Source organism: Nitrospira sp. (assembly GCA_030653545.1).
Classification (GTDB): Bacteria; Nitrospirota; Nitrospiria; order Nitrospirales; family Nitrospiraceae; genus Nitrospira_D.
This window is the reverse complement of sequence record JAURZE010000028.1, coordinates 1-26866: the sequence shown is the minus strand read 5'-3', so window position 1 is coordinate 26866 and position 26866 is coordinate 1. Positions and strand designations below refer to the sequence as shown.

24 protein-coding genes are annotated in these 26866 nt (G+C 59.3%); 18 read left to right on the top strand and 6 right to left on the bottom strand.

The window, feature by feature from the left end; translation table 11 throughout:
- Positions 1 to 668: 668 nt before the first annotated feature.
- From Q7U39_15005 to Q7U39_14985, 5 genes are all read right to left on the bottom strand, one after another.
- The gene (locus Q7U39_15005; protein MDO9119268.1) at positions 669 to 2828 is read right to left on the bottom strand and encodes a catalase; all 2160 of its coding nucleotides are present in this window, start codon (positions 2826 to 2828) and stop codon (positions 669 to 671) included.
- A gap of 318 nt (positions 2829 to 3146) precedes the next feature.
- On the bottom strand, positions 3147 to 4046 hold the full coding sequence (locus Q7U39_15000; protein ID MDO9119267.1) for a YihY/virulence factor BrkB family protein: 900 nt from the start codon (positions 4044 to 4046) through the stop codon (positions 3147 to 3149).
- A 94-nt stretch (positions 4047 to 4140) separates the two neighbouring features.
- Positions 4141 to 4650: a hemerythrin domain-containing protein gene (locus tag Q7U39_14995; GenBank protein MDO9119266.1), complete on the bottom strand. Its 510-nt coding sequence runs from the start codon at positions 4648 to 4650 to the stop codon at positions 4141 to 4143.
- Between the two features lie 298 nt (positions 4651 to 4948).
- On the bottom strand, positions 4949 to 5980 hold the full coding sequence (locus Q7U39_14990) for a zinc-dependent alcohol dehydrogenase (protein ID MDO9119265.1): 1032 nt from the start codon (positions 5978 to 5980) through the stop codon (positions 4949 to 4951).
- A 398-nt stretch (positions 5981 to 6378) separates the two neighbouring features.
- Entirely contained in the window at positions 6379 to 6906 is a 528-nt protein-coding gene (locus Q7U39_14985) for a hypothetical protein (protein ID MDO9119264.1), read from the bottom strand.
- 373 nt (positions 6907 to 7279) lie between these two features.
- Between Q7U39_14985 and Q7U39_14980 the strand changes: the two genes are divergently transcribed.
- The gene (locus Q7U39_14980; GenBank protein MDO9119263.1) at positions 7280 to 7921 is read left to right on the top strand and encodes a response regulator transcription factor; all 642 of its coding nucleotides are present in this window, start codon (positions 7280 to 7282) and stop codon (positions 7919 to 7921) included.
- Between the two features lie 50 nt (positions 7922 to 7971).
- On the opposite strand, the gene Q7U39_14975 is transcribed toward Q7U39_14980, so the two are convergent.
- Positions 7972 to 8664 carry a response regulator transcription factor gene (locus Q7U39_14975; GenBank protein MDO9119262.1) on the bottom strand — a complete coding sequence of 231 codons (693 nt, stop codon included), beginning with the start codon at positions 8662 to 8664 and terminating at the stop codon, positions 7972 to 7974.
- Between the two features lie 557 nt (positions 8665 to 9221).
- Here Q7U39_14975 and Q7U39_14970 point away from each other — a divergent pair.
- The 17 genes from Q7U39_14970 to Q7U39_14890 all read left to right on the top strand — a co-directional run.
- Positions 9222 to 10673 carry a tetratricopeptide repeat-containing serine protease family protein gene (locus Q7U39_14970; GenBank protein ID MDO9119261.1) on the top strand — a complete coding sequence of 484 codons (1452 nt, stop codon included), beginning with the start codon at positions 9222 to 9224 and terminating at the stop codon, positions 10671 to 10673.
- A gap of 187 nt (positions 10674 to 10860) precedes the next feature.
- Complete coding sequence (locus Q7U39_14965) at positions 10861 to 11322, top strand: hypothetical protein (GenBank protein ID MDO9119260.1); 462 nt, start codon at positions 10861 to 10863, stop codon at positions 11320 to 11322.
- Between the two features lie 131 nt (positions 11323 to 11453).
- Positions 11454 to 13199 (top strand): DUF748 domain-containing protein, encoded by a 1746-nt coding sequence (locus Q7U39_14960; protein MDO9119259.1) that lies wholly within the window; start codon positions 11454 to 11456, stop codon positions 13197 to 13199.
- Positions 13200 to 13255: 56 nt separating this feature from the next.
- Positions 13256 to 13540 (top strand): PepSY domain-containing protein, encoded by a 285-nt coding sequence (locus tag Q7U39_14955; GenBank protein ID MDO9119258.1) that lies wholly within the window; start codon positions 13256 to 13258, stop codon positions 13538 to 13540.
- A gap of 184 nt (positions 13541 to 13724) precedes the next feature.
- On the top strand, positions 13725 to 14147 hold the full coding sequence (locus Q7U39_14950; protein MDO9119257.1) for a BON domain-containing protein: 423 nt from the start codon (positions 13725 to 13727) through the stop codon (positions 14145 to 14147).
- Between the two features lie 39 nt (positions 14148 to 14186).
- A complete protein-coding gene (locus Q7U39_14945) occupies positions 14187 to 14720 on the top strand; it encodes a hypothetical protein (GenBank protein MDO9119256.1) in 534 nt (177 codons plus the stop codon).
- Positions 14721 to 15684: 964 nt separating this feature from the next.
- The gene (locus Q7U39_14940) at positions 15685 to 17334 is read left to right on the top strand and encodes a hypothetical protein (protein MDO9119255.1); all 1650 of its coding nucleotides are present in this window, start codon (positions 15685 to 15687) and stop codon (positions 17332 to 17334) included.
- 199 nt (positions 17335 to 17533) lie between these two features.
- Positions 17534 to 18217: a S16 family serine protease gene (locus Q7U39_14935; GenBank protein MDO9119254.1), complete on the top strand. Its 684-nt coding sequence runs from the start codon at positions 17534 to 17536 to the stop codon at positions 18215 to 18217.
- Between the two features lie 239 nt (positions 18218 to 18456).
- Positions 18457 to 18711, top strand: a complete 255-nt coding sequence (locus tag Q7U39_14930) for a GlsB/YeaQ/YmgE family stress response membrane protein (protein MDO9119253.1) — start codon at positions 18457 to 18459, stop codon at positions 18709 to 18711.
- Between the two features lie 49 nt (positions 18712 to 18760).
- Positions 18761 to 19234: a PRC-barrel domain-containing protein gene (locus Q7U39_14925; protein MDO9119252.1), complete on the top strand. Its 474-nt coding sequence runs from the start codon at positions 18761 to 18763 to the stop codon at positions 19232 to 19234.
- A 165-nt stretch (positions 19235 to 19399) separates the two neighbouring features.
- Positions 19400 to 19855 (top strand): (2Fe-2S)-binding protein, encoded by a 456-nt coding sequence (locus Q7U39_14920; GenBank protein MDO9119251.1) that lies wholly within the window; start codon positions 19400 to 19402, stop codon positions 19853 to 19855.
- A gap of 23 nt (positions 19856 to 19878) precedes the next feature.
- Positions 19879 to 22065 carry a xanthine dehydrogenase family protein molybdopterin-binding subunit gene (locus Q7U39_14915; GenBank protein ID MDO9119250.1) on the top strand — a complete coding sequence of 729 codons (2187 nt, stop codon included), beginning with the start codon at positions 19879 to 19881 and terminating at the stop codon, positions 22063 to 22065.
- 26 nt (positions 22066 to 22091) lie between these two features.
- Positions 22092 to 23456 (top strand): cytochrome c, encoded by a 1365-nt coding sequence (locus tag Q7U39_14910; protein MDO9119249.1) that lies wholly within the window; start codon positions 22092 to 22094, stop codon positions 23454 to 23456.
- Between the two features lie 81 nt (positions 23457 to 23537).
- Complete coding sequence (locus tag Q7U39_14905; protein ID MDO9119248.1) at positions 23538 to 24731, top strand: XdhC family protein; 1194 nt, start codon at positions 23538 to 23540, stop codon at positions 24729 to 24731.
- The gene (locus Q7U39_14900; GenBank protein MDO9119247.1) at positions 24721 to 25419 is read left to right on the top strand and encodes a nucleotidyltransferase family protein; all 699 of its coding nucleotides are present in this window, start codon (positions 24721 to 24723) and stop codon (positions 25417 to 25419) included. Before Q7U39_14905 ends, Q7U39_14900 begins: the two co-directional genes overlap by 11 nt.
- A gap of 33 nt (positions 25420 to 25452) precedes the next feature.
- Positions 25453 to 25998: a thioredoxin domain-containing protein gene (locus Q7U39_14895; protein MDO9119246.1), complete on the top strand. Its 546-nt coding sequence runs from the start codon at positions 25453 to 25455 to the stop codon at positions 25996 to 25998.
- Positions 25999 to 26240: 242 nt separating this feature from the next.
- Positions 26241 to 26866 (top strand): PRC-barrel domain-containing protein (locus tag Q7U39_14890; protein MDO9119245.1); only part of this gene is annotated, 626 nt, incomplete at its 3' end.

The window sequence follows — 26866 nt, the reverse complement described above, 5'->3', positions numbered from 1 at the left end:
TCCGCTCGAAGGCCCGGGTGAGCCAATCCCTCCGGAACTCGATCTGCTCTTTCCGCCGATCGAACCCTTGCTCCCGCTTTCTCCGGTGTCCATTCCTGAACCAGCCCCTCCGCTACTCATTCCGCCTGGCAAGCTCCGATTCCCACCCATTCCGGAACCGGACTTTCCACTGCCCATTTCTGTCCCTGGAGATATGGTTCCCTGCTTGCCTGAGCCGGGGCGTCCTGTATCCATTCCGCTTCCTGCGCTGCTGCCCGAGCCGGGTCGTCCTGTGTCCATTCCACTGCCTGCGCTGCTGCCTTTTCCACCGCTCCCGCTGGCGCCCTCCGCAACGAGCAGTAAATCAGATGTCGAACCGCCATCGGCATGAACCGGGGTGGCGGCATAGTCTGAAACAGAGATAAGCCCCGCTGTTAATACGGCTGCTGAAAAGACCTGCATAGGTTTCATCGTGTTCTCCTTCCTTAAAGTTGGTAAAACCGGTCTACGAACGTTTTGCTGTCGCACACTGACAGTCACCCTCGTCAGGGTTCAGGCTAAGGGCATGCTGTACCCCCCTCTGTTCCGGACATCGAGCCGGGTCTTCCCGTTTTTGATCCATCCACTTACACCATCGTTCGCTACTTCTTCTCAGCCTCGTGATGCGGGCAGAAGTTCGCAGCAATGGTTCAGGTCGGGCGGGCCGCCGCCTCGCGCTCCCAATGGCGATGCCGGGCCATCGCGCCGATGAATTGGGATGCCGTTCCGCGGATATCGCCTTCCCGGCCGACGATAAGCCCCTTGTCCTCGGTCTGCCGGCCCGGTTCAGCATCGAGGCCCGCAGCGCTCAACAGCCCCTGTCCGGATCCGCTGGCTCCGATGGTTTTGCAATGTTTGTAGGCTTCTTTCGCAAATGCGACGGCCTCGTCTTCCTGTTGGAGCGCTTGGACGCTCTTATTCCCACCGGGGATATAGACGGCATCGAAGAGGACAGAGCTGGATGTCAGAAAACTGAAATCGATGTGAACCTGCGCGCCCTTGGCGCTGGTCAACATGCCCAGGCGTGGGGCCACGACCTTGGGTTGGGCTCCGGCATCGAGCAACGCTTTCTTCATGCCGTTGAGGTCGGCGTCATCGACTCCGTCGGCGGCGAGGATCGCGACCGTGCGCGTCGCGATGCCGCCTTTCAGGGAGTTGACCATCGCCAACGCGGGCGAGCGTTCCGCTGTTTTGTCTGCGGGTTTCGGCTGGTACTGCGCCGGATTTCCGTCCGCCGGGACGCTTTCGTTCAAGAAGGCGGGAGGCTTCGCGGGGACCGTCAGTCCCAGGCCTTGCGCGACGCGTTTGGCCAGAGACTGATCTACGCGGGTGAGCATGCCGATCATGCGTTCTCGAATGGCGGGCACTTCCAGCTTGCCGAGCTCAAATCGGAACGCGTTCACGATATGGTTTTGTTCCGGTTCCGACTGGCTGCGCCAGAAGAGCGCTGCCTGGCTGAAGTGATCGAAGAAGCTCCGGCTTCGCTGCCGCACTTTTACCCCATCCATTTTCTCCGCGTAGCTGACAAACCCGCCGAGGCCGGCTTTGGCTTGCATGGGGCAGCCTCCGCCGAGGGAATTCGGCTGGTAACTGGTCCGTCCCTCGTTGATGGTCTGGCGCATATGGCCGTCGCGCTGATTGTTGTGCAGGGGCGCGATCGGGCGGTTGATCGGGATCTCGTGCGAGTTGGGGCCGCCCAACCGGATCAGCTGGGTGTCGGTGTACGAAAACAGGCGGCCTTGCAGAAGAGGATCGTTGGAGAAATCGATGCCCGATACGAGATGGCCCGGGTGAAATGCGACCTGCTCGGTTTCCGCGAAAAAGTTGTCCGGGTTGCGGTTGAGGGTCATTTTGCCGATGCGTTGCACGGGGACCAGCTCTTCGGGAATGAGTTTTGTGGGGTCCAGCAGATCGAAATCGAAAGCATGCTCGTCTTTTTCTTCGACGACTTGTATCCCGAACTCCCATTCGGGATAGGCGCCGCTGTCGATCGCCTCCCACAGGTCGCGGCGGTGAAAGTCCGGGTCTTTCCCGGAAATCTTCTGCGCCTCATCCCACAATACCGAGTGGAGGCCGAGCAGCGGCTTCCAGTGGAACTTGACGAAGCGGGCCTGCCCCTTGTCGTTCACCAGGCGGAACGTGTGGACGCCGAAGCCTTCCATCATCCGGTAGCTCCGCGGAAGGGCGCGATCCGACATCACCCACATGACCATGTGCATGGACTCCGGCATCAGGGAGATGAAGTCCCAGAAGGTATCGTGCGCGGCCGCCGCCTGGGGCATCTCATGATGCGGCTCGGGCTTCACGGCATGCACGAGATCGGGAAATTTGAGCGCGTCCTGGATAAAGAACACCGGCATATTATTGCCGACCAGATCGTAGTTCCCTTCGTTCGTGTAAAACTTCACCGCGAACCCGCGGGCATCCCGGGCCAGGTCGGATGAGCCGCGCGAGCCCACGACCGTGGAGAACCGCACGAACACAGGCGTCTTGACCGACGGATCTTGCAGAAAAACGGCTTTGGTCAGCGGCGCCAGCGACTTGTACAGCTGGAAATACCCATGGGCGGCGGAGCCGCGCGCATGCACGACGCGCTCAGGGATCCGTTCATGGTCGAAGTGGGTGATCTTCTCGCGGAGATGGAAATCTTCCAGGAGCGAGGGTCCGCGCTCGCCCGCCTTGAGCGAGTTCTGGTCGTCGTTGATCCGCAAGCCCTGATTGGTCGTCAGGTACTCTCCCTCGCCGTCCTCACGAAAGGCGCTCAGGTCGCTACTCTTGGTATTCGGTGCGTCTCGTTTCTTCTTTGCCATCGATCACTCCTTTCCCTAGGAAGTCCGCGTCCTCGTTATCTCGATACTATTTTGGGCAGTATGTCTCGGAGGCCGACAGTGGTCTGATCTAGATTGCTCAGTTGGGAGATATCGCTGAGGCAGGTGCGGGCGGGTGACATGTCAGCAGTCTGACGGCGGACTGCCACCCGCGGTTGCGCCGGGTTTGCTCCCTCAGCGTAGAGGTCTTCGTTCACGCCTCGCAAGGCCATAGGCGTCGCTTCTTCTTGAGTGAACGGTTCCTGCCGATGGGCGATGCTCTTCGGACTCGCGCGCCTATTCGCCTGGTGTGGGGATGGGCTAGCGCGGAACGGCCGCCGCCCCTGCGCGCGCCGGCATCGCGTTCTTGGTCGGCATGATCTGCGACCCGTGCGAGGCCGCATAGACGGCCGTAAACTCTGCCCCGAAGAGAAAGATCTGCGAGGCGTAGTACACCCATAGCAAGATGACAATGAGCGAGCCGGCTGCGCCATACGCCAACCCCACGTCGCTCTTGCCCAGATAGAGGCCGATGAGCAACTTGCCGAGCGTGAAGAGGAACGCGGTCATGGCCGCTCCGACCCAGACATCTTTCCAGCGGATCGACACGTCTGGGATCAATTTGTAGATCATTGCGAACAAGAGCGTAATCACCACGAATGACACGAGGACATTAATCGCCTGAAGTACGGCCTCCGGGGCGGGGAGAAGGGCTTGCAGCGTGTTTCCCACGGCGGCCAACCCGGCGCTCAGCACCAGCGAGACCAGCAGTAAAAATCCGCTTCCTAATACAGCGACGAAAGAAGTGAAGCGGGCTTTCAGATCTTGGAAAATCCCGAGTCCCGGTTTGGTCTCTACTCCCCAAATGATGTTAAGGGCGTCTTGGAGTTGCGCGAAGACGCCGCTCGCGCCGAAGAACAGCGTGACGAGCGCCACACCCGTGGCGAGGATACCGGTGGACGGTGTACGGGCATGCTCCAGCATGCCTTGAATCGCTTGGGCGCTTTTCTCACCGACGAAGCCTTGAATTTGTCCGATGATTTGGCCTTCCGCCGCTTCTTGTCCGAACACCACCCCGGCAATCGCGATCACGATCAGCAGGAGGGGCGCCAGGGAAAAGACGGTATAAAAGGCCAAAGCGGCGCCGAGGCCTTGGGCGTGATCGTCAGTCCATTTGATATAGGTTACGCCCAGTAGTTTCCATAGCTCCTTCGGCTTCACACGACCCTCCTGCCGCTACACCGGACGTGGGGTAAACCGGGAGCTGCTATCAGTTCTCCCGATTTCCCCCGCTTTGCCCGGGGCCCGCCTCGCGCTATTTCTTCTTGGCGGCCTTGTCCTGGCCGTTCTTGGAGGTCGCGCCGTTCTTGGCCATCAACTGCTCCTTTCGTTTCTCCACCTGGGAACCGAGGGCTTCCCAATCGATCTCGCAGTCTTCGGCCTTCGGAAACATCTCCGACTCTTCTTCTTTGATGTGATGTTTGACGTTCTCGGCGAGCACCGTAAACTTGGCATCGTACCGGTCGTCGCTCGGCTTCATCTTTTTCAGTTCGGCGATGAGGACATGGACGACATGGTGCTCCTCAAGCGCTTCATTCATGAGATCTTCATCGTCGATTTCCGCCCCGATCGCCGGATAGATGAGTTCCTCTTCCAGTTTGGCATGCACGTCGAGTTCCGCCAGCGCTTCTTCGACGATCCGTTGCTTGGCCTTGGCATCGCCCGCCTGTTCGAACTCTTCAAAGAGACCCTTTACTTTCGTATGGTCTTCCCGAAGCATGTCGGTGATCACTGACGCGCCGGCTTCCTGAGATTTTGTCGACATAAGCATTCTCCTCGTATGAATTAAAATGGTTTACGCGTGCCGGTCCCTAAGAGAGGGGCACTTCGCTCTACACTATTATCGGTGTAACCTGTCTAGGGAAGGCGCAAAACTCGGTCGTGCCCTAGTCCATTCTGAATCCGACCCTAGCAGGCGCAACAGGCTCCGGGAGGGAAATGTGGCTGCCGCTGGAACTCATTCATCAAACTGCCCACGAGTTAGGGAACTTGAACCCGTATTTGCTTTAGATTCAGGTTGAAGCATGCGTATGCAGCCTGAGCCCTCTGGCGGGTGGATGATCTCAAGGCGTCATCACAACTTTAATACAACCGTCTTTCTTATCCCGGAAGGTTTGGTAGGCGACGGGAGCGTCGGTAAGTTTAAGCCGGTGTGTGATAACGAATGACGGGTCTATGTCCCCTTTTTCGATCCGCTCAAGGAGTGGACGCATATATTTGTGCATGTGAGTTTGGCCCATTTTCAGGGTGAGTCCCTTATTCATTGCGGCTCCAAACGGAATCTTATCAACCATTCCCACGTACACCCCGGGAATCGAAGTGGTGCCTCCCTTGCGGCAGCACATGATCGCTTCACGGAGGACATGCGGCCGGTCGGTCCCAAGGTAGACGGCGACCTTGGCCTTGTCGATCACGGCATCGAAGCTGCCGCCTGCATGGGCCTCAGTCCCGACAGCGTCGATGCAGCGGTCCGGTCCGCGTCCCTTCGTCATCTCCATAAGGCGGTCATAGACCCCTTCGTTCTCAAAGTTGATCGTCTCGGCGTTACCGTCCTTCTCTGCCATGCGCAGGCGTTCCGGCACGCGGTCAATGGCAATGACCCGGCCCGCCCCGAGCATCCAGGCGCTCTGAATGGCGAATTGTCCGACGGGTCCACAGCCCCACACCGCAACGGTGTCGCCCCGTTCCATCCCGCAGTTTTCGGCGCCCATGTACCCGGTAGGAAAGATGTCGGAAAGGAACAGCACCTGCTCGTCCCTGAGACCGGAGGGAATTTTAATCGGACCGACATCGGCAAAAGGAACGCGTACATATTCCGCTTGCCCGCCGGCGAAGCCGCCCAGCATGTGGGAGAAACCAAACAAGCCAGCGGGAGAATGTCCCATGGCCTTGCGCGCCACCTCTGCGTTCGGGTTCGATGTGGCACAGAGGGAGAACAGACCCTTCTGGCAGAAGAAGCAAGACCCGCAGGAAATGGTAAAGGGAACCACTACTCGATCTCCGGGCTTCAGCTTGTTGGCCGCCGCACGACCGACCTCCATCACTTCGCCCATGAATTCATGGCCGAGTACGTCGCCTGATTCCATAGTCGGCATCAGCCCCCATACAGGTGCAGATCGGAGCCACAAATTGCTGTAGCGGTGACTTTGACGATCGCGTCGCGCGAATCAATAATCTTCGGATCGGGAACAGTATCAATTCGGACGTCGCCTGTGCCGTGCCAACAGAGCGCTTTCATAATGCACCTCTCGTATTACCTGGAACGTTTGAAAGAGATAACCCTGGTAGACCCCAGCGTCCTCTCAGCACCGCCTTTTCAAAAGACCGGAAGCGCCGTGCAAGGCTGCGGCTTCTGCGAGTGTTTCTGATGTTGATACCGCTTGGTTGAATGTAGAGATAGGTCACCTTGGTGCTCGGCGAGCTACCACGCGTGAGAAGACATGTTTTCGGCATCGTTCACCTTTTCGTGCACAGAGGCGTGAAATGTGGTCCGTTAGACTTGCGCTTTGAGTTGTTCCTTGCTTGGGGCCGGGATCGCGCTATTCTTTCTTGGCGGCCTTGTCCTGGCGTTTTTAGATGTCGCGCCGCTCTTGGCCATCAACTGCTCCTTCCGTTTCTCCACCCGGGAAGAGAGGGCTTCCCAATCGATCTTCCAGACTTCGTCCTTCGGAAACATCTCCGGCTTTTCTGCTTTCATGTTGTGTGTGACGTTGTCGGCCACCCCCGTAAACTGGGCGCCGTAGCGGTCGTCGCTGGTCTTCATCTTTTTCAGCTCGCCGATGAGGATGTGGACGACATGGTAATCATCGAGCGCCTGTTCAATGAGATCATCCTCTTGGATTTCCTCCTCCCGTTTGGCCTGCACGTCGAGTTCCGCCAGCGCTTCTCCGACGATCCGTTGCTTGGCTGTGGCATCGCGCGCCTGTTCGAATGCTTCAAGGAGGCTCTTTACTTTCTTATGGTCTTCCCGAAGCAGGTCGGTCACCCATGGCGCACTGGCTTCCTGAGATGTGGTCAACATAGGCATTCTCCACTCGTAAATAAAGATTGACGTCCCTGAGATGGGCGCACTTCGCTATACGCTTTTCATTTGGTATAACCGGTTTTGGGGATGGGCAAGAGTCGGTCGTTCCCTAGTCTATGCAGAATCCGACCCTAGCAGGCGATCATCATCTCATTTCGTGAAATGAGCAGGCTTCCCCGCACGCCGGGCTGTGTTGCGAGCAGGCTCTGGCGGAAGATGGGGCCGCCCCTAGCTCTGAGTTGAACCGCGCCTAGGGTTCATCGCAGGTGGCAAGGCGCCCCGCTGTGATATGATCATGACGGTTGGCGCCTGCCCCGCTCACATCTCTTAACGCCGCGGTCGCCTGTAGTTGGCCGCCGTCGGAGTTATTATGCATAAGCCCAGGGTTTTCATTGCGGACGATCATCTCTTAGTGGTCGAAGGGCTCTGCCAATTACTGGCGGAGGATGCGCTGGTCGTCGGCTGCGCGCATGGCGGGAGTGAGTTGCTGGAGAAGGTGGCGGCGTCGGCCCCGGACATAGTGTTGCTGGACGTGTCCATGCCCGGCGCGAGCGGTTTCGATCTCGTTCAATCGCTCAAAGCGCAATTGCCGCGTGTGAAAATTATTCTTGTCACGATGCTGAGCGAGCCGTTCTATGTCAGCGAAGGTTTTCGGCAAGGCGCCGACGGATATGTGCTGAAACAGTCTGCTTCGCAAGAGCTTATGGCCGCCATCCGCATGGTGCTGAGCCACCGCCGGTATGTCTCTCCCGACGTCGCGGCGGACATACGCGAATCGATCGAGCATCCCTGGATGCATCCCGAAGGGTACACTGTCCGGTTGACGCCGCGGCAAGACGAAGTGTTGCGCATGCTGGCCAACGGTATCCCGACGAAAGCGATCGCTGCCGCGATGAATGTCTCTTCGAAAACGGTCGAGTTTCATAAAACGGGGATTATGAAAAAGCTCGGTGTAAAGACCGCTTCCGATCTCACCAAATTTGCGCTGGCACGGGGGTTGACTGAACTCTGAGGCGCCGCCATCGAACCTGGCCCTCAGGCAAGTTCGGCCGAACGCACCGATTAGGTAGACGAGGCGTTGTGTGAGGCCGACGGCGTTTCAGGAGGGGCGATGAGCCCGAGGGTGATGGCGTGTTTGGTGAGTTCGGCGGTGGTGCGCACGCCGAGTTCTTTCGAGATTTTGCTCTTGTGAAACTCAATGGTCTTAACCGTTACGTTGATCGCGGAGGCGATCTCTTTGTTGGATTTACCTTCTGCGACTAACTGCAGGACCTCTCGCTGGCGTGAACTTAACATCACGGCCGGGGCGTTGGTGGTCGGTTTTGTCGGTTCCTCCGCCGCGTGCAGCGCCTGATCGACGAGACCTTGCGCAACAACCGGAGAAATGTACGTGCGGCCGTTCAGGACTTCCTTCACGGCAAAGAGCAGCTCATCCGCAACAGAGGTTTTCAACACGTAGCCCCCCACTCCGACCCGGAAGGCTTCGTTCACATAGTGCGGCTCCGCATGCATGGTGAGAATGACAATCTTGACTTCCGGGCAGGATTTCTTCACGTGCCGGCAGGCATCCAGCCCATTCAAGAGAGGCAGAGAAATATCCACGAGGGCCAGGGCAGGGCGAAGCCGTTCCACCGCTTCGATAAAGCTGCGTCCGTCTGACGGGGTCGCGGCTACACTGTATTCTTTCTCCAAGATCTTGACGACACCTTCGGCCACCAGACGGTGATCGTCAGCCACGATGATTTGCGGTTTCATGGTCGTTCAGCCTTTTTGTTCGGGCGTGCACCGCAATGCTGAAAGGGCGCTCCGTGAAAGGGGTGTAAGCGGCTGCTCATGGAGCGTTCAGCGAGTGCGATACTATACAAGGAGGTTTATGCCCCTGTCATCACCTGAATCGCAAGGGGTGCATGGATGGATTCCTTACGAAATGGTGGCATAAACAGCATCGCGCCTTCAAGTTTTTGCTGGCCCCCTAGGGGGTGCCTAGCGCGGTCGGGATAAATTCCAAAATATAAGACCCTGTTCAGTCAGAGAAATTCCGCGGGGCTTCGCCGGGCGGCGGTCGTTCGCGCATCGTCCTCTGCCGATTCAACCTTCTCGGTCTTGCACCGTACCTGTCGCACTTGTGCGTGCCTGTATCAGGCTTCAGGGGGCCCGTATGTGCTGTAGGGCGGCGCGCTCCCGAATCAATGAAAACAATGGACGGGTATCTGTCGCTCTGTTAATGTGCGCAACTAATGGCGCTTGTTATTTCTGCAGCGCACCCCGCGGACCCTTTTTCTTACACACGTCCGGCTCTCCCTCGCCGAGCCATGGCGCTCCTCACTCCTGTGCCGTTCTTGATCGCATTTCTGATTCTGCTCGTGGTCCTTCCCGGCCGGGCGCATTCGTTTACCCAGGGAGAGCTCTATCGCGAGGCGAAAGCCGCGACGGTGCTGATCGTAGGAATCAACGATGAATCCAATGCCCTCTCGTTCGGCAGCGGGGTGTTCATCTCGGAGGAAGGGCTGGTCCTGACCAATGCCCACGTGGTGGAACATTCCACCCGGCTCTTTGTCTATATCCACAATGAATCCGTCGATCCTTCCGCGACCGTGGTGGCGATCGATACCGACCTCGATGTCGCGGCGCTCCGCATCCATACGAGCGATCCGGTTCCCTTCCTCCCGTTGGCGGCTGAAACGCCCGATGAAGGCACGCCGGCGATTGCGGTCGGGTACCCGCGTGTGCCGGACGTTTTGCAAATGGGCTTGACGCTGCATGCCTCGGTCATTCCGATGACGATCAGCGGGGCAGCCATGGGACGGTCCCGAACGGCCGGGCTGCTGATTCCCTTCGTGCAAACCGTGGGGCTGGTGAATGCCGGCAGCAGTGGAGGGCCGCTGGTGCATGGTGAGACCGGTGAGATCGCGGGGCTTGTCGTTCATACCGTGCCCTATTTAGAGCAGGTCAAGAATGCAGGCGGCGAGCGGCTGGGCTCAGTTATGATGCGCGCCGGTATGAGTTATTCTCTCCCCGTGTCTCGGCTGCGGGACTGGTTACAGCAGAATCATATTCCGTTTTCGACGAAGCAGAGGCACAACGTTCCGCTGTCCACGCGCGCGCTTCCCACTCGTTCGTTCATCGCCACCGCGCATCTTCTGCATTTAATGGCGACGGTTCTGCATCAAGATCGCGATCTCCTGGATCTAGCCATTCACCACTATGAATCGGCACTGCAACTCGAACCGAACCGGCCTGACGTCTTACGGAATCTCGGACTGGCCTTCACGGCAAAAGGAGAGCTGGACCGGGCGCGCACGACATACGAGCGGGCTTTTGCGCTGGCTCCGGGCGATCCCGTCCTCTTAAGAAATATGGGCGAGCTCCGAGATCGCCTGCGCGATCCGGAAGGCGCGGCGGACCTGTATCGAGCGGCGCTGCGGCACGACGCCTGCTTGGTGAGCGCGTCATTGGGGCTCGGGACGGTGCTGCAAGCACAAGGACATAAGGAAGAGGCGAGGCAAGTGCTGAGGCGCGCGGCGGCCTGCACCTCGTCTTCGTCGGATGCCGCCTATCACGTGGGCCTTGCGTTGGAGCAACAGGGGCTCGGTCGAGATGCGTTGCAGATATGGGAAGAGTTTCTTGGTCACGTCCCCAGTCCGGCCGCGGTCAATGAGCGGCCCATCCTCGATAAGATTCGCCAGCGAGTCGCTCAGCTTCATGTCCAGCTCAGGCTGCAAGATCGCGAGCCCGACAGCGTGCAGATTCCCGCCCGCCCGTAGTCATTTCTTCATCCACTCCAAGACATACTTGCACAGTTTCCGCTTCACCGTCCCTCCCTCTTCGGCCTTCTCCGACTAGGCGGCGTCGCGTTAAAAACTAGGCGCTTTCCGAGGTTCGCTGAATCGTTGGGAGACGTAGAGTGACGCATGTGGAAAGTGTGTTCACCTTAACCTCAGGAGGCATCCAATGGTATCAATTCCAAAATTCGTCGGTCTTTTGTCGTGCGGCGCCGTGTTGTGCATGGGCTTGTCCCATAACGCATTGGCGGCCAATGAAATGTCCGGCGCCGCCGACCCCAAGGGCGGGTCGGCAGATCATCAGAAGAATGATCAGATGAAGGGCGCGCATTCGGACGCGGGCAAAACGATTAAGGGAGAAGTGGTCCGCGTTGAAGGCGACAATTATTTTGTGAAGGGGCAGGATGGGAAAGAAGTGCATTTGCAGATCGACGGCAACACGCAAAAGACTGGGACTTTCAACCAGGGTGATCGCATTGAAGCGACCGTGAACGACCAGAATCGCGCATTGTCGATCCGGTCGGCCCGTGGCACTGAGGCCGGGCAGAGCAAAGAATCCGGACGCAAGTCCGACTCAATGAATGATTCCGGGAAGACCGGCTCCTCCGGCTCTACCGATATCGGTCGGTAGAAGAATCTGTTTCCTTGGAGGGGCGGCGGGGGTGATCCTCCCGGCGCCCCTTTCACTGGTCGAAACTAGACAGAATCGCACACCCTTCGACGAGCATCTGGCGGACAATCACGAGGGAAATACAGGGCAGCATGGCTACCGCAGATACCCTGCATGCATGGCGGCTCTCAGCCATCCGGGTAACGATGGCGCCGGCCTTCAAGTGGTCGGCGCTGACGGTCATCGTTGTCTGTCTGTTGGCCGCCGCCGCCCTGCTGATGGTGAATAGAGCATTGCCCTCATTCATTGAGCGGCAACTCAACGAGCATGTGCAGGGCTATAAATTTACGGTGGCCGAAGCGGCCCTCTCTCCTACCCTGGCTCTCGAGATCCGGCAATTGACCATGACGCAAATCGAGCATCCTGATCCACCGGTTGCGGTCATTCCCAGATGGCGTCTCAGCATTCAATGGAGCCGGATTTTCTCCGGGGTGGTGGTGAGTGACTATCTCATCACCCGCCCGACCCTTCACATCACTCTCCCGCAGGCCACCAGCGGCTTGCAGGAAGGAGAAGCAAGCCGCGAGCAGGGGTGGCGAGAGGGAATCTATTCGTTTTATCCCATCAAGATCAACGAGTTTAAAATCGCCGACGCCGACGTGACGTACTTGGATCAGGATCCGTCTAAACCCCTGCGAATGACACATCTGAATCTTCTCGCGGGAAATATTCGGAACATCCGGTCCCCCGATGACACCTATCCTTCCGAGCTCGCCCTTGACGGCAATCTCTTCGGCGCAGGACGGGTGGAGATGACAGGCCGCGCCAATTTCCTGGCCGAGCCGCATGTAGGCATCAAGGTCGATTTGGCCTTGCGGGAGGTCGCGCTCGAGCCCCTGCTTTCCGTCACAGGGCGTTACAATGTTCAGATAAGCGGCGGGGTACTCTCGGCTGACGGGCACCTGGAATACACCGCCGAAGGCGAGACAAAGGCGAACTTGAAGGCGCTGACGATTGAGAATGTCCGCCTGGATTACGTACACACCTCCGAGACGAAGGGCAAAGAACCCCGGGTGGGTCAGGCTGCCGTGACGACCGCCAGGAAGCTCCAGAATAAGCCGGAGACACTGATCCTGATCGATCACGCGGAAATCAAGAACAGCGAATTCGGCTTTGTCGACGAAGCGGCCAAGCCACCGTACCGCGTGTTTTTAAGCCAAGGCGAACTCCACCTCGATCACATCAGCAATCATCTCACCGAAGGCAGCGGCACCGTTACTCTTACGGGGAAGTTCATGGGCACCGGCAATACCCTAGTCAGCGGGACCTTTCGGCCTGAGACGAAATCTCCGGACTTCTCTCTGAACACGAAGATTGAGAAGACTCAGATGCGGGCGATGAACGATTTGCTCCGCGCCTATGGCAACTTCGATGTTACCGCCGGCCAGTTTTCGCTGTATTCGGAGCTCACCGTCAAGAACGGCTGGGTCGAGGGGTACCTCAAGCCGCTCTTCAAAGACATCAAGGTCTTCGATGCGCGGCAAGACAAAGAGAAAAATCTGTTTCACCAACTCTATGAGGGCCTGGTCGGAGGCGTGGCCAAGCTGCTTGAAAACACACCACGGGAGGAAGTCGCAACCAAGACGGATCTATCGGGCACCCTGGAAAACCCCCGGATCACGACGTGGCAAACCGTCGTCAATTTGGTGAAAAACGCGTTCTTCAAGGCGGTGCTTCCCGGCTTTGAAAAAGCGATCGGGCCGCACTCGGCTTCCGGGCCCGGCGCACTTTTGCCGACGGCGGCTGGGACCAACCTGGCGGGGCTCCCCTGTCGGCGCCAAGACGGTGAGCAATGGAGACCAGACTGCGGCCGGTGCTCTCCTCATAATTGCGCGTAGGCGATTGAGTCCTATCAGTGCAGTCAACTTCCACATCCGAACAAAGGAGGAACGGTATGAAGAAGGAAATGATCTCGGTTGGATTGGCGCTTCTGCTCGGTGCCGGCACGGCCCCGGCATGGGCGCTGTTCGAATCTGACAGGGCGCTCAGTGAAAAGGCGACCGTCAGTATGGTCGAGGCGATTAAGACCGCGGAGCAGGCACGCCCTGGCAAAACGGTTGAAGCCGATATGGGGAAGGAAGACGGCCGCATCGTCTACAAGATTGAGATCGTGGACGGGAGTAAGACCCACAAAGTCTACGTTGATGCCATGACCGGGAAGGTGCACGAAATCAAATAGCGCTGGCGCTGCGGCACATGGGGCGCCCAGCTAGATTCACTAGATGGGTGCCCCTCGTCGCAGCAAGGAAGGAAGGGGAGTGTAGGCTATAAGACGCTTCTTGTCGAAGGCCGGAATATCTGTGCAGGCCACGGGACGCGTCGCGACCTTCCGTTCCATAACACATCACAGTAATGGGAATATTATGAAGACATTTACCCTCAGCCTCATCGTTTCCAGAGGCCTTGCCACCGCCGGGTTTCTCGGTTGCGTCTTCGTCTCCAGTTACACTCTTACCGCCGCCGAAACGGTCTCGCCGCCGTCCGTTTCCGCCGATAATACAGAAAAGAACGTTCGTGATAATGACGACGCGACGCTCACTCCCGCTGATCAGGCTCAAGGTAGCCAGCATGACGTGGATGTGACCCGGCAGATTCGCAAGGCGCTTATGGCAGACAAGACGTTGTCGATGAATGCCCAGAATATCAAGATCGTGACGCTGGGCGGCAAGACGACCTTGCGAGGACCGGTGAAAAATGTTCATGAGCGCGAGCGCATTCTAACAATGGCCGGCAAGGTGGTCGGGCTCAAGAATGTAGACAATAAACTTGAAACGACCGGTCCGTAGCATCGATCCCACACCCCTTCATCGAACAAGGAGCACAAGATGGCTAAAACATCAGTGTTTTGTATCGCGACAACCTATACGCAGGCGGAGCAAATCGTGGACCGTCTCAAAAATTCCGGATTCTCGAACACCGACATCTCTGCTCTCTTTCCCGACAATCAGGGGACCAAAGATTTCGCCCACGAAAAGAACACCAAGGCTCCTGAAGGGGCTGCGACCGGCGCCGGCGCGGGGGGTGTCATGGGCGGTGCCTTGGGCTGGCTGGCGGGCATCGGCGCTCTGGCGATCCCGGGCATCGGCCCGTTTGTCGCGGCCGGCCCGATCATGGCGATGTTGGGGGGCGCGGCAGTCGGAGCCACCCTGGGAGGGATTACGGGAGCGCTTGTGGGAATGGGCATTCCTGAGTATGAGGCCAAGCGTTACGAGGGCAAGCTGAAAGAGGGGAACATTCTGATCTCGGTGCATTCGGAAAATTCGGCAGAGACCAGTCGTGCCGAGGCTATTTTCAAGCAGGCCGGCGCGCAGGATATTGCGACGTCCGGTGAAGCCGCTGTCGCAACGCCGAAGGTCTGAACCGCGGGTAAACCCGGTCCCGAGCGCCGCCGAAATCTTTCGGCCGCGCTCGGGCGTCAGCCCGCGGAATCACCGGCTTGAGCGGCGAGCCGTCCAAATGGTGCTCCACACCCCCTGCTCACGCTTCACAAGACTGAGCAAGGGCCGAACGTGCTCTATATACACAACAGCCGTTACCTCGTCATTCCGTACCACTATGACGGGGTAACGATCAGATTGTTGCCCCGCGACTATCGATTGGTGCCCGTTGAACAATGCAGCGTACCCGATGGCGATACGAAGGCTGAACGGGCTTGCGTCAGGATTGCCGGCTGATCCTCTGGCGCCCCGGACATCATTCTGTTGGCCGACCGATCGAAAAATTGACCTATCTCAACAAGCGGGATGGGCAGGTTCTTGAGAGACTCGATGTGGCGAAGCATCGGCATTTTCATTCCGATCATGGGCAACTCAACGCATCGGACTCGCTGGTGCCGATCTTTTGCATATTCTCGCGCGTTCCCGTCGCTTCATGCGGCTCTGGAGCATCGCCCCGAGGAGGCGAAGAGACACTCGCTCAAACCTGTCCTCGACCGCATTTTGACCGACATTCACCCGACGGATCGTAAGAACGTTTGCGCGTCACCCGTCAATGTCTGCCGTAAACACCTATTCGAGTCCGGGACGTCCACCCAGCTTAATTCGACGAAGTGCGCCGGGCGATCATCGAACGTGAGGCGGCCGACTGCATGGCGACGTCCACCTGCGCTGCTCCCTGTGCACGACCGTGGTTCTCGGATCTCAGAATTTCTTGTGTGACAGCCATCACGATTTAGAGGACACGGAGGGAAGCCATATGTTACGGCGAAGCCGGCGAAGAGCAAAAGTGAGCAGCGTGAGTCCCGTTCGGCCTGCATAGTGAACCCTCCATGATACAAATGGTTCGCTCAATCAACGAGCAGTAAAAATATACGGAGGAGTCGAAATGAATTCGCACAGTCTTTGGAAACATCGAGTTTTGGGATGTCTGGCCATTGTGGGGATTCTCGCCAGCTGCAATAGCTCCAACAATGACAGCGCGCCGCCCCCGTCGGCGAGCGGGCCCTCGGCGGGTCCGGCCAACCCCGGATCACCGCCTGCGCATACACTGGGAAACGTGGCGAACGGCCGGACCGTGTTTCGCTCTGAAACATTCGGCAACGAGCGGTTCTGGACCGATGCGATTCGGTTGCCGGCCGGCATTGTGGCGGCGGGAGTGACGCCCCTCCAGGCTTTGGCCCTCGGCCTTCACGTCGATATCGACGCGCTCGATGCCGGGACAGTTGCTGCCTTGACCGCAGAACTGCAAGCCGATCCGAGCGGTCAGACCTCGACGATTCTCAACGATCCGGCGACAACCGTCGCGCTGATCAATGCGAACGCGGTGATCGGCTTGCCGGCCAAGGACACCAGCGGCAACGGCGTGATCAACATTTTGCAAGGCGACAAGGTGGGGGCGAGTTGCGCGCTCTGTCACACCGTGACCGACGGTTCGGCCTTGAATATCCCCAACGGAGGATCGATCGGACACCGGCTGGACGGGCTCGCGCCGCATACTCTCGACTTCGGCACGCTGGTCTCGGTGGGCATGAATTCGCGGGCCTATTACCCGGCGCTTCAATTGGCCCTGGCCGCGAACGGCGGCGCCACGCTGGGGCGCGCTCCCACGGGTCTCACCGAAAACTCGACCGAAGCTGAAGTCGATGCCTACTTGAGCAACAAAGCGTTTTACCCGATCGGCATGTTCGACGACTCGATCGACGGCAACGGCGACCCGATGCACAATATGCCGCTGTTCAGGCAGGACCTCGCGCATCCCTACGGCAGTGAAGGCGCAATCGCCAAGCTGGATAACTTCAGCAATCTGGTCTACACGGCGCTTCTCGACCCCACCACGATCTTGACGCCCGGAGGTCTCGCATTCTTGCAAAAACTGGGCGGGAGCGCCGCGGGCAGCGAGATCGCAGCCGATTACGCGCTTGTGCTGGCGGCCACCGGCGTGACCGGACCATTTCCCTTTGTCCAGGCGGCCGCGCCGGGGAATCCCGCCCTAGCCGGGACGGAAGAATTTCCACTGGGAATCCGCGTCGACGAGACCAAGCTCAACGACATGAATGCGTTTCTGTTTGCGCTTGCCGCGCCCGCCGGCAAGGCAGGCGATCCCGTCGTGATCGCGCGCGGGCGCACGGCGTTCCAGTCCAACAGTTGCACGAACTGCCACAATGTCGATCAGGGTAAGTTTGTCCCCACATTTATTGTGCCGATGAAAACTATTTTCCCGGGAGATAATCCCGTCGTGTTATTGCCTCAACGCACGCCGCCCTTGAACCCGATCCTCGATACGCCGGGCGTGTTCTTTGACGATAAGATGGCTGTCGTCAATGCCAGCATCAGAGGCCTTGAGCGCGGGACCGCGTTGCCCTTGTTGCTCGACCTCGATCGCAAGCCGGTGTTCTTGCATGATAACACCGTACCGTCATTGGAGGCGTTGCTCGACCCCAGCCGCGGTGCCACGGCTCCGCATCCGTTCTATCTGTCGGACGCCGCCCAACGCGCCGACATCGTGCTCTTCCTTCGCAGCCTCGGCACAAACTGACCGGGCCGGCCAGCCCCTCTTCGGAATAGAGGGGCTGGCAGAAGAGCGCGAAGCGAATGAAGGCCGTTCGGTCTCAGCCCTATGAGGGCACGGTCACTATAGCAAGCACAGAAAGCGGACGAGATTCTCCGGGTTGTGAAGGACATTGCAGTTCTACCAGAGGACCGGTCTATTCAGCGACGGCGGGCGAGAAGGTCAGATGAGCGATCGTCATACACAGAAGCGCAATAAACAGGGGTGCCGCCTCCTTGGGAGCTGTCTGGCGCTGTGCTGCCTGATCGCGGCTCAGGTGATGGAAGCGGGGGCATGGACCGGGCAAAGAGAGTTGCTCATTCCTATCCTGTGTATGACGATGGATCGGGAACCGGGCGGGACGGTTGCGTATCTGGTGTTGTCGTTTGAAGACCGCAACGATCGGGGCGGTCTGGCGGTTCACTTCAGGACAAAATCCGGCCGCTTTTCACCGATGGCTCAAACCTCGGTGGAGCAGGCCATCCGCCGCGCGGCTCACGCGCTCCGGCTATCCACCGATTCTTGGACAGTCATGTTGTCCCTTCCCTACAACGGCGTCACGATTTACGGAAACAGCCTCTCGGCCATGGTCGGCTTGAGTGTGATCGCGCTGGCCGAAGGCAAATTCATCCCCACCGACCGAACCATTACCGGGACCATTACGCCGGACGGCCATATCGGACCAGTCGGCTCCGTGGGGCGGAAGGTATTCGCGGCATACGAAGCGCATCTGCGGCGTGTGATCGTATCGGAAGAACATGATCCGACCGACGACGAGTGGGAGACGCCGTTTCTCATGCATGTCTATCCTGCCGGATCGGTGGCGAAAGCGTACGCCGCCCTTATAGAAGAAACAGTCCTCGCTCGATGAGACAGGGTCGATGCGGGCAGGCCGGGCGCCGCCGCCTCTCGCTTCATTCTCTCACCGATGAGCAATTGTGATCAGATCGCCTGGAGGTTCCCGGGCACAGTGGATACAGTCTTTTAGCGCAGGGAGTTCCGTCACGCGGGCGCGTGCCATAGCGATGGTTCGATCTGGCATCCACGCGTTCATCGATACGCAATCGACGTATGCCGCCATTCATGCGAGATAACTGAGGAGGTGACGTTATGACGATCGTGGGCTGGATTGTGTTCGGACTCATCGTCGGAGTAGCGGCCAAGTTTGTGACACCGGGGCCGGATCCGGGAGGGGTGATTCTGACGATTCTATTAGGCATCGCGGGCGCGCTCCTCGGTGGATTCATCGGGCGCGGCTTAGGATGGTATGGAGAAGACGATCCGGCAGGCTTTTTCATGGCCCTGCTCGGTGCCATTCTGATTCTGGTGGTTCGCCGGAAATTTGCGGGACCGGTGCGAGCCTAGTCATCCAAGGATGCCGTTGTGGAAGAACACTTTCTGCAAGGAGGCCAAGATGAAACTGTTAGGGATAGCGCTCGCGGTGCTTGTTCTTTGGACGACCGTCGCGCTCGATCCGGCCTATGCCGCGCGCGATAAGAGCGGCGTTCTGAAGGCCAGCAACCTGATCGGCGCACCCGTGCAAGATATTGAAGGCAAAGGGCTGGGAGATATTAAAGACCTCGTCATCGATCCGCTCGGAGGAGACATTGTATATGCCGTGCTGGACTTCGGGGGGTTTCTCGGAATCGGAGACAAGTATTTTGCCGTTCCGTGGGACGCGCTGAGCGTGAGTGAAAACCAGAAGTATCTCGTCCTCGACGTGAGCCAGAAAGTCCTCAAAGATGCCCCGGGTTTCCCCAAAGACCAGTGGCCGGATATGTCGAACCAGGAGTGGATAGGGACGGTATACCGATTCTATGACCTGGCGGGTCCTGAAGAAGGAAGAGAGGCCACGCGCAAAACCAAGAGCATGATCCAGTCGAAATAGCAGGCTGCGCAAGGCTTCCGACGGGCTCGGCGGTGGAATCGATGCCATGGCAGGCCGAAGTTGCGGTCGGCCGTCCCCTATGCTTCTCGGCGACCTCGAGCGAGATTTACGTGCAGGTCAGTAGGCACTCCGGCTGTCGGTACTTGCCTGGGAAGAGGGACCGCGATGTTCGCACTAAATATTAACGGCGAGGATCATGACGTCAATGTCCCGGAGGACATGCCATTGCTCTGGGTCTTGCGGGATGTGCTTGGCATGACCGGCACGAAGTTCGGCTGCGGGATTGCCCAGTGCGGCATCTGCACCGTGCATGTGGATGGTCAGCCGATGCGATCGTGCGTTTTGCCTGTGGGGTCTGTCAGAGGAAGGAAGGTCGTGACCATTGAGGCGATCGGCCGGACACCGATCGGGGCGAGGGTACAGAAAGCCTGGCTGGATCTGGAGGTGGTGCAGTGCGGATATTGTCAGCCGGGCCAGATCATGTGCGCGGCAGCGTTGCTGGCTGCCACACCTCAGCCCGACGATGCCGACATCAACGCGGCCATGTCCAGTGCGATTTGCCGTTGTGGAACCTATGTGCGAATCCGCGCCGCGATTAAGCGAGCGGCGCAGCTTTCCTAGGTACATGTGCAAGGCCACTCAGTATGGATGTTGAACGCCCAGTGAATGAACCGAAGCGCGATCCCGGAGCCGTGGCCGGGGGGAGTATTTCCCGTCGTACGTTTCTGAAGGTGAGCGCGGTCGCCGGCGGAGGCCTTCTCTTGAGCTTTCTGCTCCCTGGGATGGCCGGGGCGACGACCGCAGAGCAGTTCATGCCCAACGCATTCATCCGTATAGGTCGTGACGGCCGCGTCACCCTGATCATGCCTTATGTCGAAATGGGGCAGGGCACCTACACGTCGATTCCGATGCTGATTGCCGAAGAGTTGGAGGTGGACCTTGCGCACGTCTCTCTCGAGGCAGCTCCTCCCGACGAACGGCATTATGCCAACTCGATTTTTCACATTCAGGCCACGGGCGGCTCGACCTCCGTGCGCGCCTCATGGGAACCGCTCCGCCAGGCCGGAGCCACCGCGCGCCTCATGCTCCTGTCCGCTGCGGCAAAAACCTGGAAGGTGGACCCTTCATCTTGCCGCGCGAGGAAGGGGGAGGTGATCCATGTCACGAGCGGCCGCAGGCTCGCCTATGGAGCCTTAGTCGATAGGGCGGCGAAGGTGCCCATGCCTAGTCACGTTGTGCTCAAGGACTCCAAGGACTTCACGCTCATTGGTACCTCCGCCAAGCGTCTCGACAGTCCCGACAAGGTCAACGGCAAGGCGCAATTCAGCATCGACATCAAGGTTCCCGGCATGAAAATCGCCACCGTCGCAGCTTGCCCGGTGTTCGGCGGCAGACTTGTCTCTGTTGACGAGAGCAAAGCCAAGAAGATCGAGGGTGTCCATCAGGTGGTGCGGCTCGACCATGCCGTGGCGGTGATTGCCGACCATATGTGGGCGGCCAAGCAGGGGCTGGCCGCGCTCGACATCGAGTGGGACGAAGGCCCCAACGCCGGGCTCAGCACCTCCGACATCGTGCAGCAGCTCGAAGCCGCCCTATTGAGGCCAGGCGTGATCGCACGCAAGGACGGTGATGTGGCCAGGGCCATGGCCGACGCGGCGCAGAAGGTCGAGGTGGTGTACCAAATGCCGTTCCTCGCACATGCGACGATGGAGCCGGTGAATTGCACGGTGCACGTCCGCAAGGACGGCTGCGATGTGTGGGTTGGCTCGCAGGTTCTCGCGCGCGCACAGGCGACCGTCGCCGAAGTGACCGGCCTGCCTGTAGAGAAGATCCGGGTGCACAATCAACTCTTGGGTGGCGGGTTCGGCCGGCGGCTGGAGGTGGACTTCATTACCTTGGCCGCGCAGATTGCGAAGCAAGTCGAGGGTCCCGTGAAGGTGGTGTGGACGCGGGAAGAAGATATTCAGCACGACGTGTATCGGCCCTACTACTACGACCGGATGGCTGCCGGTCTCGACGACGAGGGGATGCCGGTCGCATGGAGCCATCGCAGTACGGGGTCATCGATCTACGCGCGATGGCACCCGCCGGCATTCAAGGATGGACTCGATCCCGATGTACTGGAAGGCGCCGCGAAGCCTCCGCCGCCCTATGCCCTGCCCCACATGCTGATGGAATATGTGAGGCAAGAGCCTCCCGGCATTCCCACTGGGTTTTGGCGCGGTGTCGGGCCGACCCACAACGTCTTCGTGGTCGAGAGTTTTATCGACGAGTTGGCGGCGGCGGCGAAGAAAGATCCCGTGGAATACCGGCGCGCCCTGCTCGGCCCATCTCCACGTGCCCAGGCGGTGCTCGATCTGGCTGCGGAGAAGGCGGGTTGGGGGCGGTCTCTGCCGGAAGGCCATGGCCGCGGCGTGTCGGTTCAGTTTGTATTCGGCAGTTATGTGGCCCAGGTCGCCGAAGTCCGGGTTGCCAAGAACGGCGAAGTGCGCGTGATACGTGTCGTGTGCGCCGTGGACTGCGGTGTGGTGGTCAACCCGGACACGGTGAGGGCGCAGATGGAAGGTGGCATTATCTTCGGCCTCACCGCCGCACTCTTCAGCGAGATCACGTTGAAGAATGGCCGCGTCGAGCAGAGCAATTTCAACGACTACCGTATCATGCGGATCAACGAGGCACCGGCGATCGAGGTGTACCTGGTGGAGAGCGCCGAAGCGCCGGGCGGCATCGGTGAGCCCGGTACCTCGGCAGTGGCGCCGGCATTGACCAACGCGATTTTCGCGGCGACCAGAAAGCGGATACGGAAGTTGCCGGTCACCCGCGTGGAATGACGTGTCGCATGGCGGAGGAGGGTGCTGTGACGGGCTTTAGTCGTACGCATCGGTTCGTCCTTCTCGGACTGTCGCTCATTACAGCCGTCAGCGGGTGTATGTTGCGCCCGGATGGGCCCACGGACTTTGCCGGCGGGACGCGGGTCGCGTTGGCAGATTATCGGGAAAGCGATCCTACCGGCGCGCCGCCAGGCGTTGCAGGAGCCGATTGGGCGGCTCGCGGCGAGTATCTCGCACGCGCCGCCGACTGCATCGGCTGCCATACGACTCCGTTCGGCAAGCCGTTTGCCGGGGGACGGGCGTTCACGTTGCCGGTCGGCACGCTCTATTCGACGAACATTACGCCGGACAAGGAAACCGGGATCGGCGAGTGGACCGATGACGAGTTTGTCCACGCGATGCACGAGGGCATCGGACGAAACGGCAAGCGTCTCTATCCCGCGTTCCCGTATCCCGCGTATACCCTGCTCGCACGCGAGGATGTCCTATCGATCAAGGCCTATCTCTTCAGTCTCAAGCCGGTCCGGCACGTGCCACCGGACAATGCCCTGTGGTTTCCGTTCAACCAGCGATATCTGATGTGGTTCTGGGATGTGCTCTACAACCCCGCGCAGCGTTTTCAGCCGAACATCGATCGCGCGCCGGCGTGGAATCGAGGAGCCTATCTGGTCGAAGCGCTCGGACATTGCGGAGAATGCCATACGCCGAGAACATTGCTCCAGGGGCTGGATGCCCGCAAAAAGTTCGGGGGCGAGATGATCGAGGGATGGAAGGCCTACAACATGACGTCCGACCGACAGTCCGGGATCGGCGCCTGGTCCGACGATGAGCTCGCAGACTATCTCTCACGTGGGCACGCCGATGGACGCAGTACGGCGGGGGGACCGATGGGCCTTGTTCTGAATAACAGCCTCCGTTTCCTGACAGGCGACGATATCCGCGCGATGGTGGTGTATCTGAAAACCGTTCCACCCATTCATGAGCCGGGCGATCTTGCGGTTGTGCAAGGACGCCCCGGTGCAATAGGACCACAGGTTGGCATGAAGGGCCCGCAGCATTCCGCTACCACCGATGGGGATCTGGGCCTCCGGGTGTTCGAAGGCGCCTGTGCGAGCTGCCATCATTGGAACGGCAGCGGCGCCCAGTCGCCCTATGCCGATCTCCTCGGCAATCGAACCGTCAACGATCCAACTGGGGTCAATCTGACGCAGGTCATCCTGCATGGATCCAGCCTCGAGTCTCCACAAGGCAACATGTTCATGCCCGCGTTCGGCAGAGCCTATTCCGACGCGGAAATTGCCGCCGTGGTGAACTATGTGACCGGTCGATTCGGCGCCCGCGCTTCGACCTTGACGCCGGATCAGGTCGCCAAACGGCGCAAGGAGAAGTAACGACAGCTTCGCGCGGGAAGGAACGCCGTCCGCGCAGGCTCCGCGATGCTGGACCGGAGGACGTATGTGGCAAGGAGGAATGTGAACGAGCTGCAGTCGATCATAGAGGCCCATGGGGCCATGGCACAGCGAGGTCTGCGGATGGCACTTGCGACCGTTGTCAACGTCGCGGGATCCGCCTACCGGCGGCCCGGCGCGCGGATGCTGATCGCAGCCGACGGCCGAACGGTCGGTTCGGTAAGCGGCGGCTGCCTTGAGCGCGATGTGCTCAATCATGCTCAGCGGGTGCTGCAATCGAACGAACCCAGGGTGGTCACCTACGATGCGATGTCTGGCGATGACATCGTCTGGGAATTCAATCTCGGCTGCAATGGGATTATAGACGTGCTCATTGAGCCTCTTCCCACCAGGGGAAACGTAGACGTGCTGGCCTTCCTTGCCGACTGTCTCTCTCTGAGGCACAGAGGAATTATCGCAACCCTGTTTGCTGTGGAAGGCCCTATGAAGGCGACGATCGGCAATCGGTTGCTGCTGAGCGGACAGAAGCCTGCGATCCATGACATCGGGAATGATGCTCTGGCGGAGGCGATCGGGAACGACTCCCGGCAGGCGCTTGCAGACGGTCGTTCGACAATCAAGAGGTATGAGCTGGCCGCAGGGTGCGCTCAGGTGTTCATCGAGATTGTTCAGCCACCGGTCCCCCTCATTGTGTTGGGTGCGGGATACGATGCGGTACCTGTTGTCCGGCTTGCGAAGGAATTGGGGTGGCACGTGACCGTGGTCGATCCTCGCCCAGGTCACGCGATCCGGACGCGGTTTCCCTTAGCGGATGCGCTGATCGTCTGCCGGCCGGAGGAGGTCTGTAAGCGCATTCCGTTAGATCGAGGCACAGTCGCGGTGGTGATGACCCATAACTTTCTTCATGACGCCGAACTGCTGATGGCGTTGATCCCGTCGCCGCTGCTATACCTCGGTCTGCTCGGGCCCAAGCAGAGGGCTCAGAGATTGTTGGACGGAATTCAGAACCTAGGCGTCGTCCTGAGCCAAAGCCGACTGGGCCAGATCTATGGTCCCATGGGTCTCGATATCGGAGCGGACACTCCTGATGAGATCGCGCTCGCGGTGATCGCCGAGATTCAGGCCGTTCTCACAGGCCGGCTGGGCGGGATGCTGAGGACCCGGGAAAGGCCTCTGCATGAGGAGCGCCACGGCGTTGAGGTGATTCCCGTATCAGGTACCATACAAGGAGCGCTGTCTTGTGGCTATGCGTATTGACGAAGCCAGCAATGCGCCGGGTATCAGAGGGCAACGACGTGGTCCGTCCACGGCCATCATTGTCCTTGCTGCGGGGGCGTCGACACGTATGGGGAGACCCAAGCAGCTGCTCATCTATGGCAGCCATTCCTTGTTGCGGCATGCCGCATCGGTGGCCATCGAGTCTCGCTGCGGACCTATCTTCGTGGTGCTGGGGGCGTATGCGAGCCGGCTCCATCGCGAAATCGACGATCTGCAGGTACGATCTGTCTTGAACGAACGGTGGGCCGATGGCCTGGGGTCGTCGATCCAGGCTGGATTGGCAGCACTCACTACCTCAGATGGTTCAACGGGAGACACCGGGGCTGTGATCTTGATGCTGTGCGACCAGCCCTATGTGACGGCTGCCGTCATCAACAACCTTGTCACGGCCTATCATACGGCCGGCAAAGGGATAATCGCTTCGGAGTATGACGGAACCTTGGGCGTGCCGGCGTTGTTCGGGCGCGAGTATTTTATGGAACTCGCGACAATGAGCGGCGCAGCCGGGGCGAAACGCCTCATTGCCGCTCACGCGTCTGAGGTTGTGCCTGTCCCATTTCCCAAGGGCATGACGGATATTGATACAGCTGAAGACTACGGGCAGCTACGCGTGCCATGGCGCAGGAGTCTCTCTAGCCACAGGCCGGCGAAGGGTTCTATTCGTTGAGGCCTGCACGATGACGGTAAGGAACGCACTCGCATGAGCCCATCCCCTGACCGCGCGGACCAGACCCTTCCCATCCGGGACGACGATCATATCGTCGGGCCTGACACGGCGGCGGTCACCGTGGTGGTGTATTGCGATTTTGAATGTCCGTACTGTCGGCACGCCTCTCCCATCGTGACCCGTCTCCAAGATCGACTCAGAGATCGACTGCGGGTGGTCTTCCGCCATTTCCCGCTCATACATAAACATCCCTTGGCTCAACAGGCTGCAGAAGCGAGTGAAGCGGCCGGCGCCCAGGGGCAGTTTTGGGCGATGCACGATCTGCTCTTCGAACATCAGGATGCGTTGGCGCAAGACGATCTCCGCCGGTACGCGGAGATGCTTCGTCTCGACCTCGCTCGATTTGAGCGGGAGCTCACCGGCCGTGTGCATGCGAAGCGAGTGGAGCGGGATCGTGAGGGCGGCCGCCGGTTCGGCGTGAAAGGCACGCCGACCTTTTGCCTCAACGGCGTGGTCCATACAGATGAGGACACTCTTGAGCAACTCGTGTTGCGCCTGTGTGGCGAAGCGCCGGGATGACGCGATCGGTGGAGGGTTCGCGCAAATCACTGATCGAGGGGGCGGACGCACATTCGTCGCTGGCCCATTGCGAGGGAAAGACGACCATTCGGTCTAGGTCCGGCTGCGCGAGTTCTTACCGGATCGATCGGTCTCAACTGAGCAATAGTGATCAGACGACAGGCGATCCGGCAGTTTAGCCTGGCAATCTAGTCATTGTGTTCAACAACCAGTGCTTGCGCACCCACAAAGGAAATCGGATTATGAAAAAGATAGCTATCGTACTCATCGGGATGGGATTGGTGAGCCTCCCATTCGGCATGCCTGCTCATGCCGAAATGAAGCCGGACAATCCTACCGCTTCGAGCGAGAGCGGGTCACCGAAGCCTCGGGGAGCGACGAAGGTCGGCGAGACGGATATGACCAACACCAAAGGCGAGGCCGGGGGTATTCCCAGCAACTATACGATCATGCCGGTGGTCCGGGGGAAGAAGGTGGAAGTCAATAGTGAGATGATCGGCGACACGGTTAAGAATCCCAAAGGTGAGGAGCTGGGGAAGTTGGAACAACTCATCATGGATTCGGAGACCAAGCGTATTGAGTACGCGATGATCTCAATCGGCGATACCGGCCAAATGAAGGCCTATCCCTGGAGTTCGTTCAAGGTGAACAAGGAGCAAGGCAACGTGGTGCTCAACGTGACCAAGGAACAGCTCGGCATGAAGGCGACCGATCTCTCTCCGGATATTTCATCATTGCAGGAGCAATTACAAACGTTGCGAGACAGCGAGGCGCGGAAGGGAGTGCGCGAGGGACAGAATTTCGGTGACCGCGGCGCCACCGGCCCGCAGGGCGAAACCTCCAAGGGCGGGGGCGGGGCGGAACGATC

Excerpts from the sequence above, each read along its gene's own strand:
- Q7U39_15005 (MDO9119268.1), bottom strand. The coding sequence starts at position 2,828 with ATGGCAAAGAAGAAACGAGACGCACCGAATACCAAGAGTAGCGACCTG.
- Q7U39_14995 (MDO9119266.1), bottom strand. The coding sequence starts at position 4,650 with ATGTCGACAAAATCTCAGGAAGCCGGCGCGTCAGTGATCACCGACATG.
- Q7U39_14990 (MDO9119265.1), bottom strand. The coding sequence starts at position 5,980 with ATGCCGACTATGGAATCAGGCGACGTACTCGGCCATGAATTCATGGGC.
- Q7U39_14985 (MDO9119264.1), bottom strand. The coding sequence starts at position 6,906 with ATGTTGACCACATCTCAGGAAGCCAGTGCGCCATGGGTGACCGACCTG.
- Q7U39_14980 (MDO9119263.1), top strand. The coding sequence starts at position 7,280 with ATGCATAAGCCCAGGGTTTTCATTGCGGACGATCATCTCTTAGTGGTC.
- Q7U39_14975 (MDO9119262.1), bottom strand. The coding sequence starts at position 8,664 with ATGAAACCGCAAATCATCGTGGCTGACGATCACCGTCTGGTGGCCGAA.
- Q7U39_14970 (MDO9119261.1), top strand. The coding sequence starts at position 9,222 with ATGGCGCTCCTCACTCCTGTGCCGTTCTTGATCGCATTTCTGATTCTG.
- Q7U39_14965 (MDO9119260.1), top strand. The coding sequence starts at position 10,861 with ATGGTATCAATTCCAAAATTCGTCGGTCTTTTGTCGTGCGGCGCCGTG.
- Q7U39_14960 (MDO9119259.1), top strand. The coding sequence starts at position 11,454 with ATGGCTACCGCAGATACCCTGCATGCATGGCGGCTCTCAGCCATCCGG.
- Q7U39_14955 (MDO9119258.1), top strand. The coding sequence starts at position 13,256 with ATGAAGAAGGAAATGATCTCGGTTGGATTGGCGCTTCTGCTCGGTGCC.
- Q7U39_14950 (MDO9119257.1), top strand. The coding sequence starts at position 13,725 with ATGAAGACATTTACCCTCAGCCTCATCGTTTCCAGAGGCCTTGCCACC.
- Q7U39_14945 (MDO9119256.1), top strand. The coding sequence starts at position 14,187 with ATGGCTAAAACATCAGTGTTTTGTATCGCGACAACCTATACGCAGGCG.
- Q7U39_14940 (MDO9119255.1), top strand. The coding sequence starts at position 15,685 with ATGAATTCGCACAGTCTTTGGAAACATCGAGTTTTGGGATGTCTGGCC.
- Q7U39_14935 (MDO9119254.1), top strand. The coding sequence starts at position 17,534 with ATGAGCGATCGTCATACACAGAAGCGCAATAAACAGGGGTGCCGCCTC.
- Q7U39_14930 (MDO9119253.1), top strand. The coding sequence starts at position 18,457 with ATGACGATCGTGGGCTGGATTGTGTTCGGACTCATCGTCGGAGTAGCG.
- Q7U39_14925 (MDO9119252.1), top strand. The coding sequence starts at position 18,761 with ATGAAACTGTTAGGGATAGCGCTCGCGGTGCTTGTTCTTTGGACGACC.
- Q7U39_14920 (MDO9119251.1), top strand. The coding sequence starts at position 19,400 with ATGTTCGCACTAAATATTAACGGCGAGGATCATGACGTCAATGTCCCG.
- Q7U39_14915 (MDO9119250.1), top strand. The coding sequence starts at position 19,879 with ATGGATGTTGAACGCCCAGTGAATGAACCGAAGCGCGATCCCGGAGCC.
- Q7U39_14900 (MDO9119247.1), top strand. The coding sequence starts at position 24,721 with ATGCGTATTGACGAAGCCAGCAATGCGCCGGGTATCAGAGGGCAACGA.
- Q7U39_14895 (MDO9119246.1), top strand. The coding sequence starts at position 25,453 with ATGAGCCCATCCCCTGACCGCGCGGACCAGACCCTTCCCATCCGGGAC.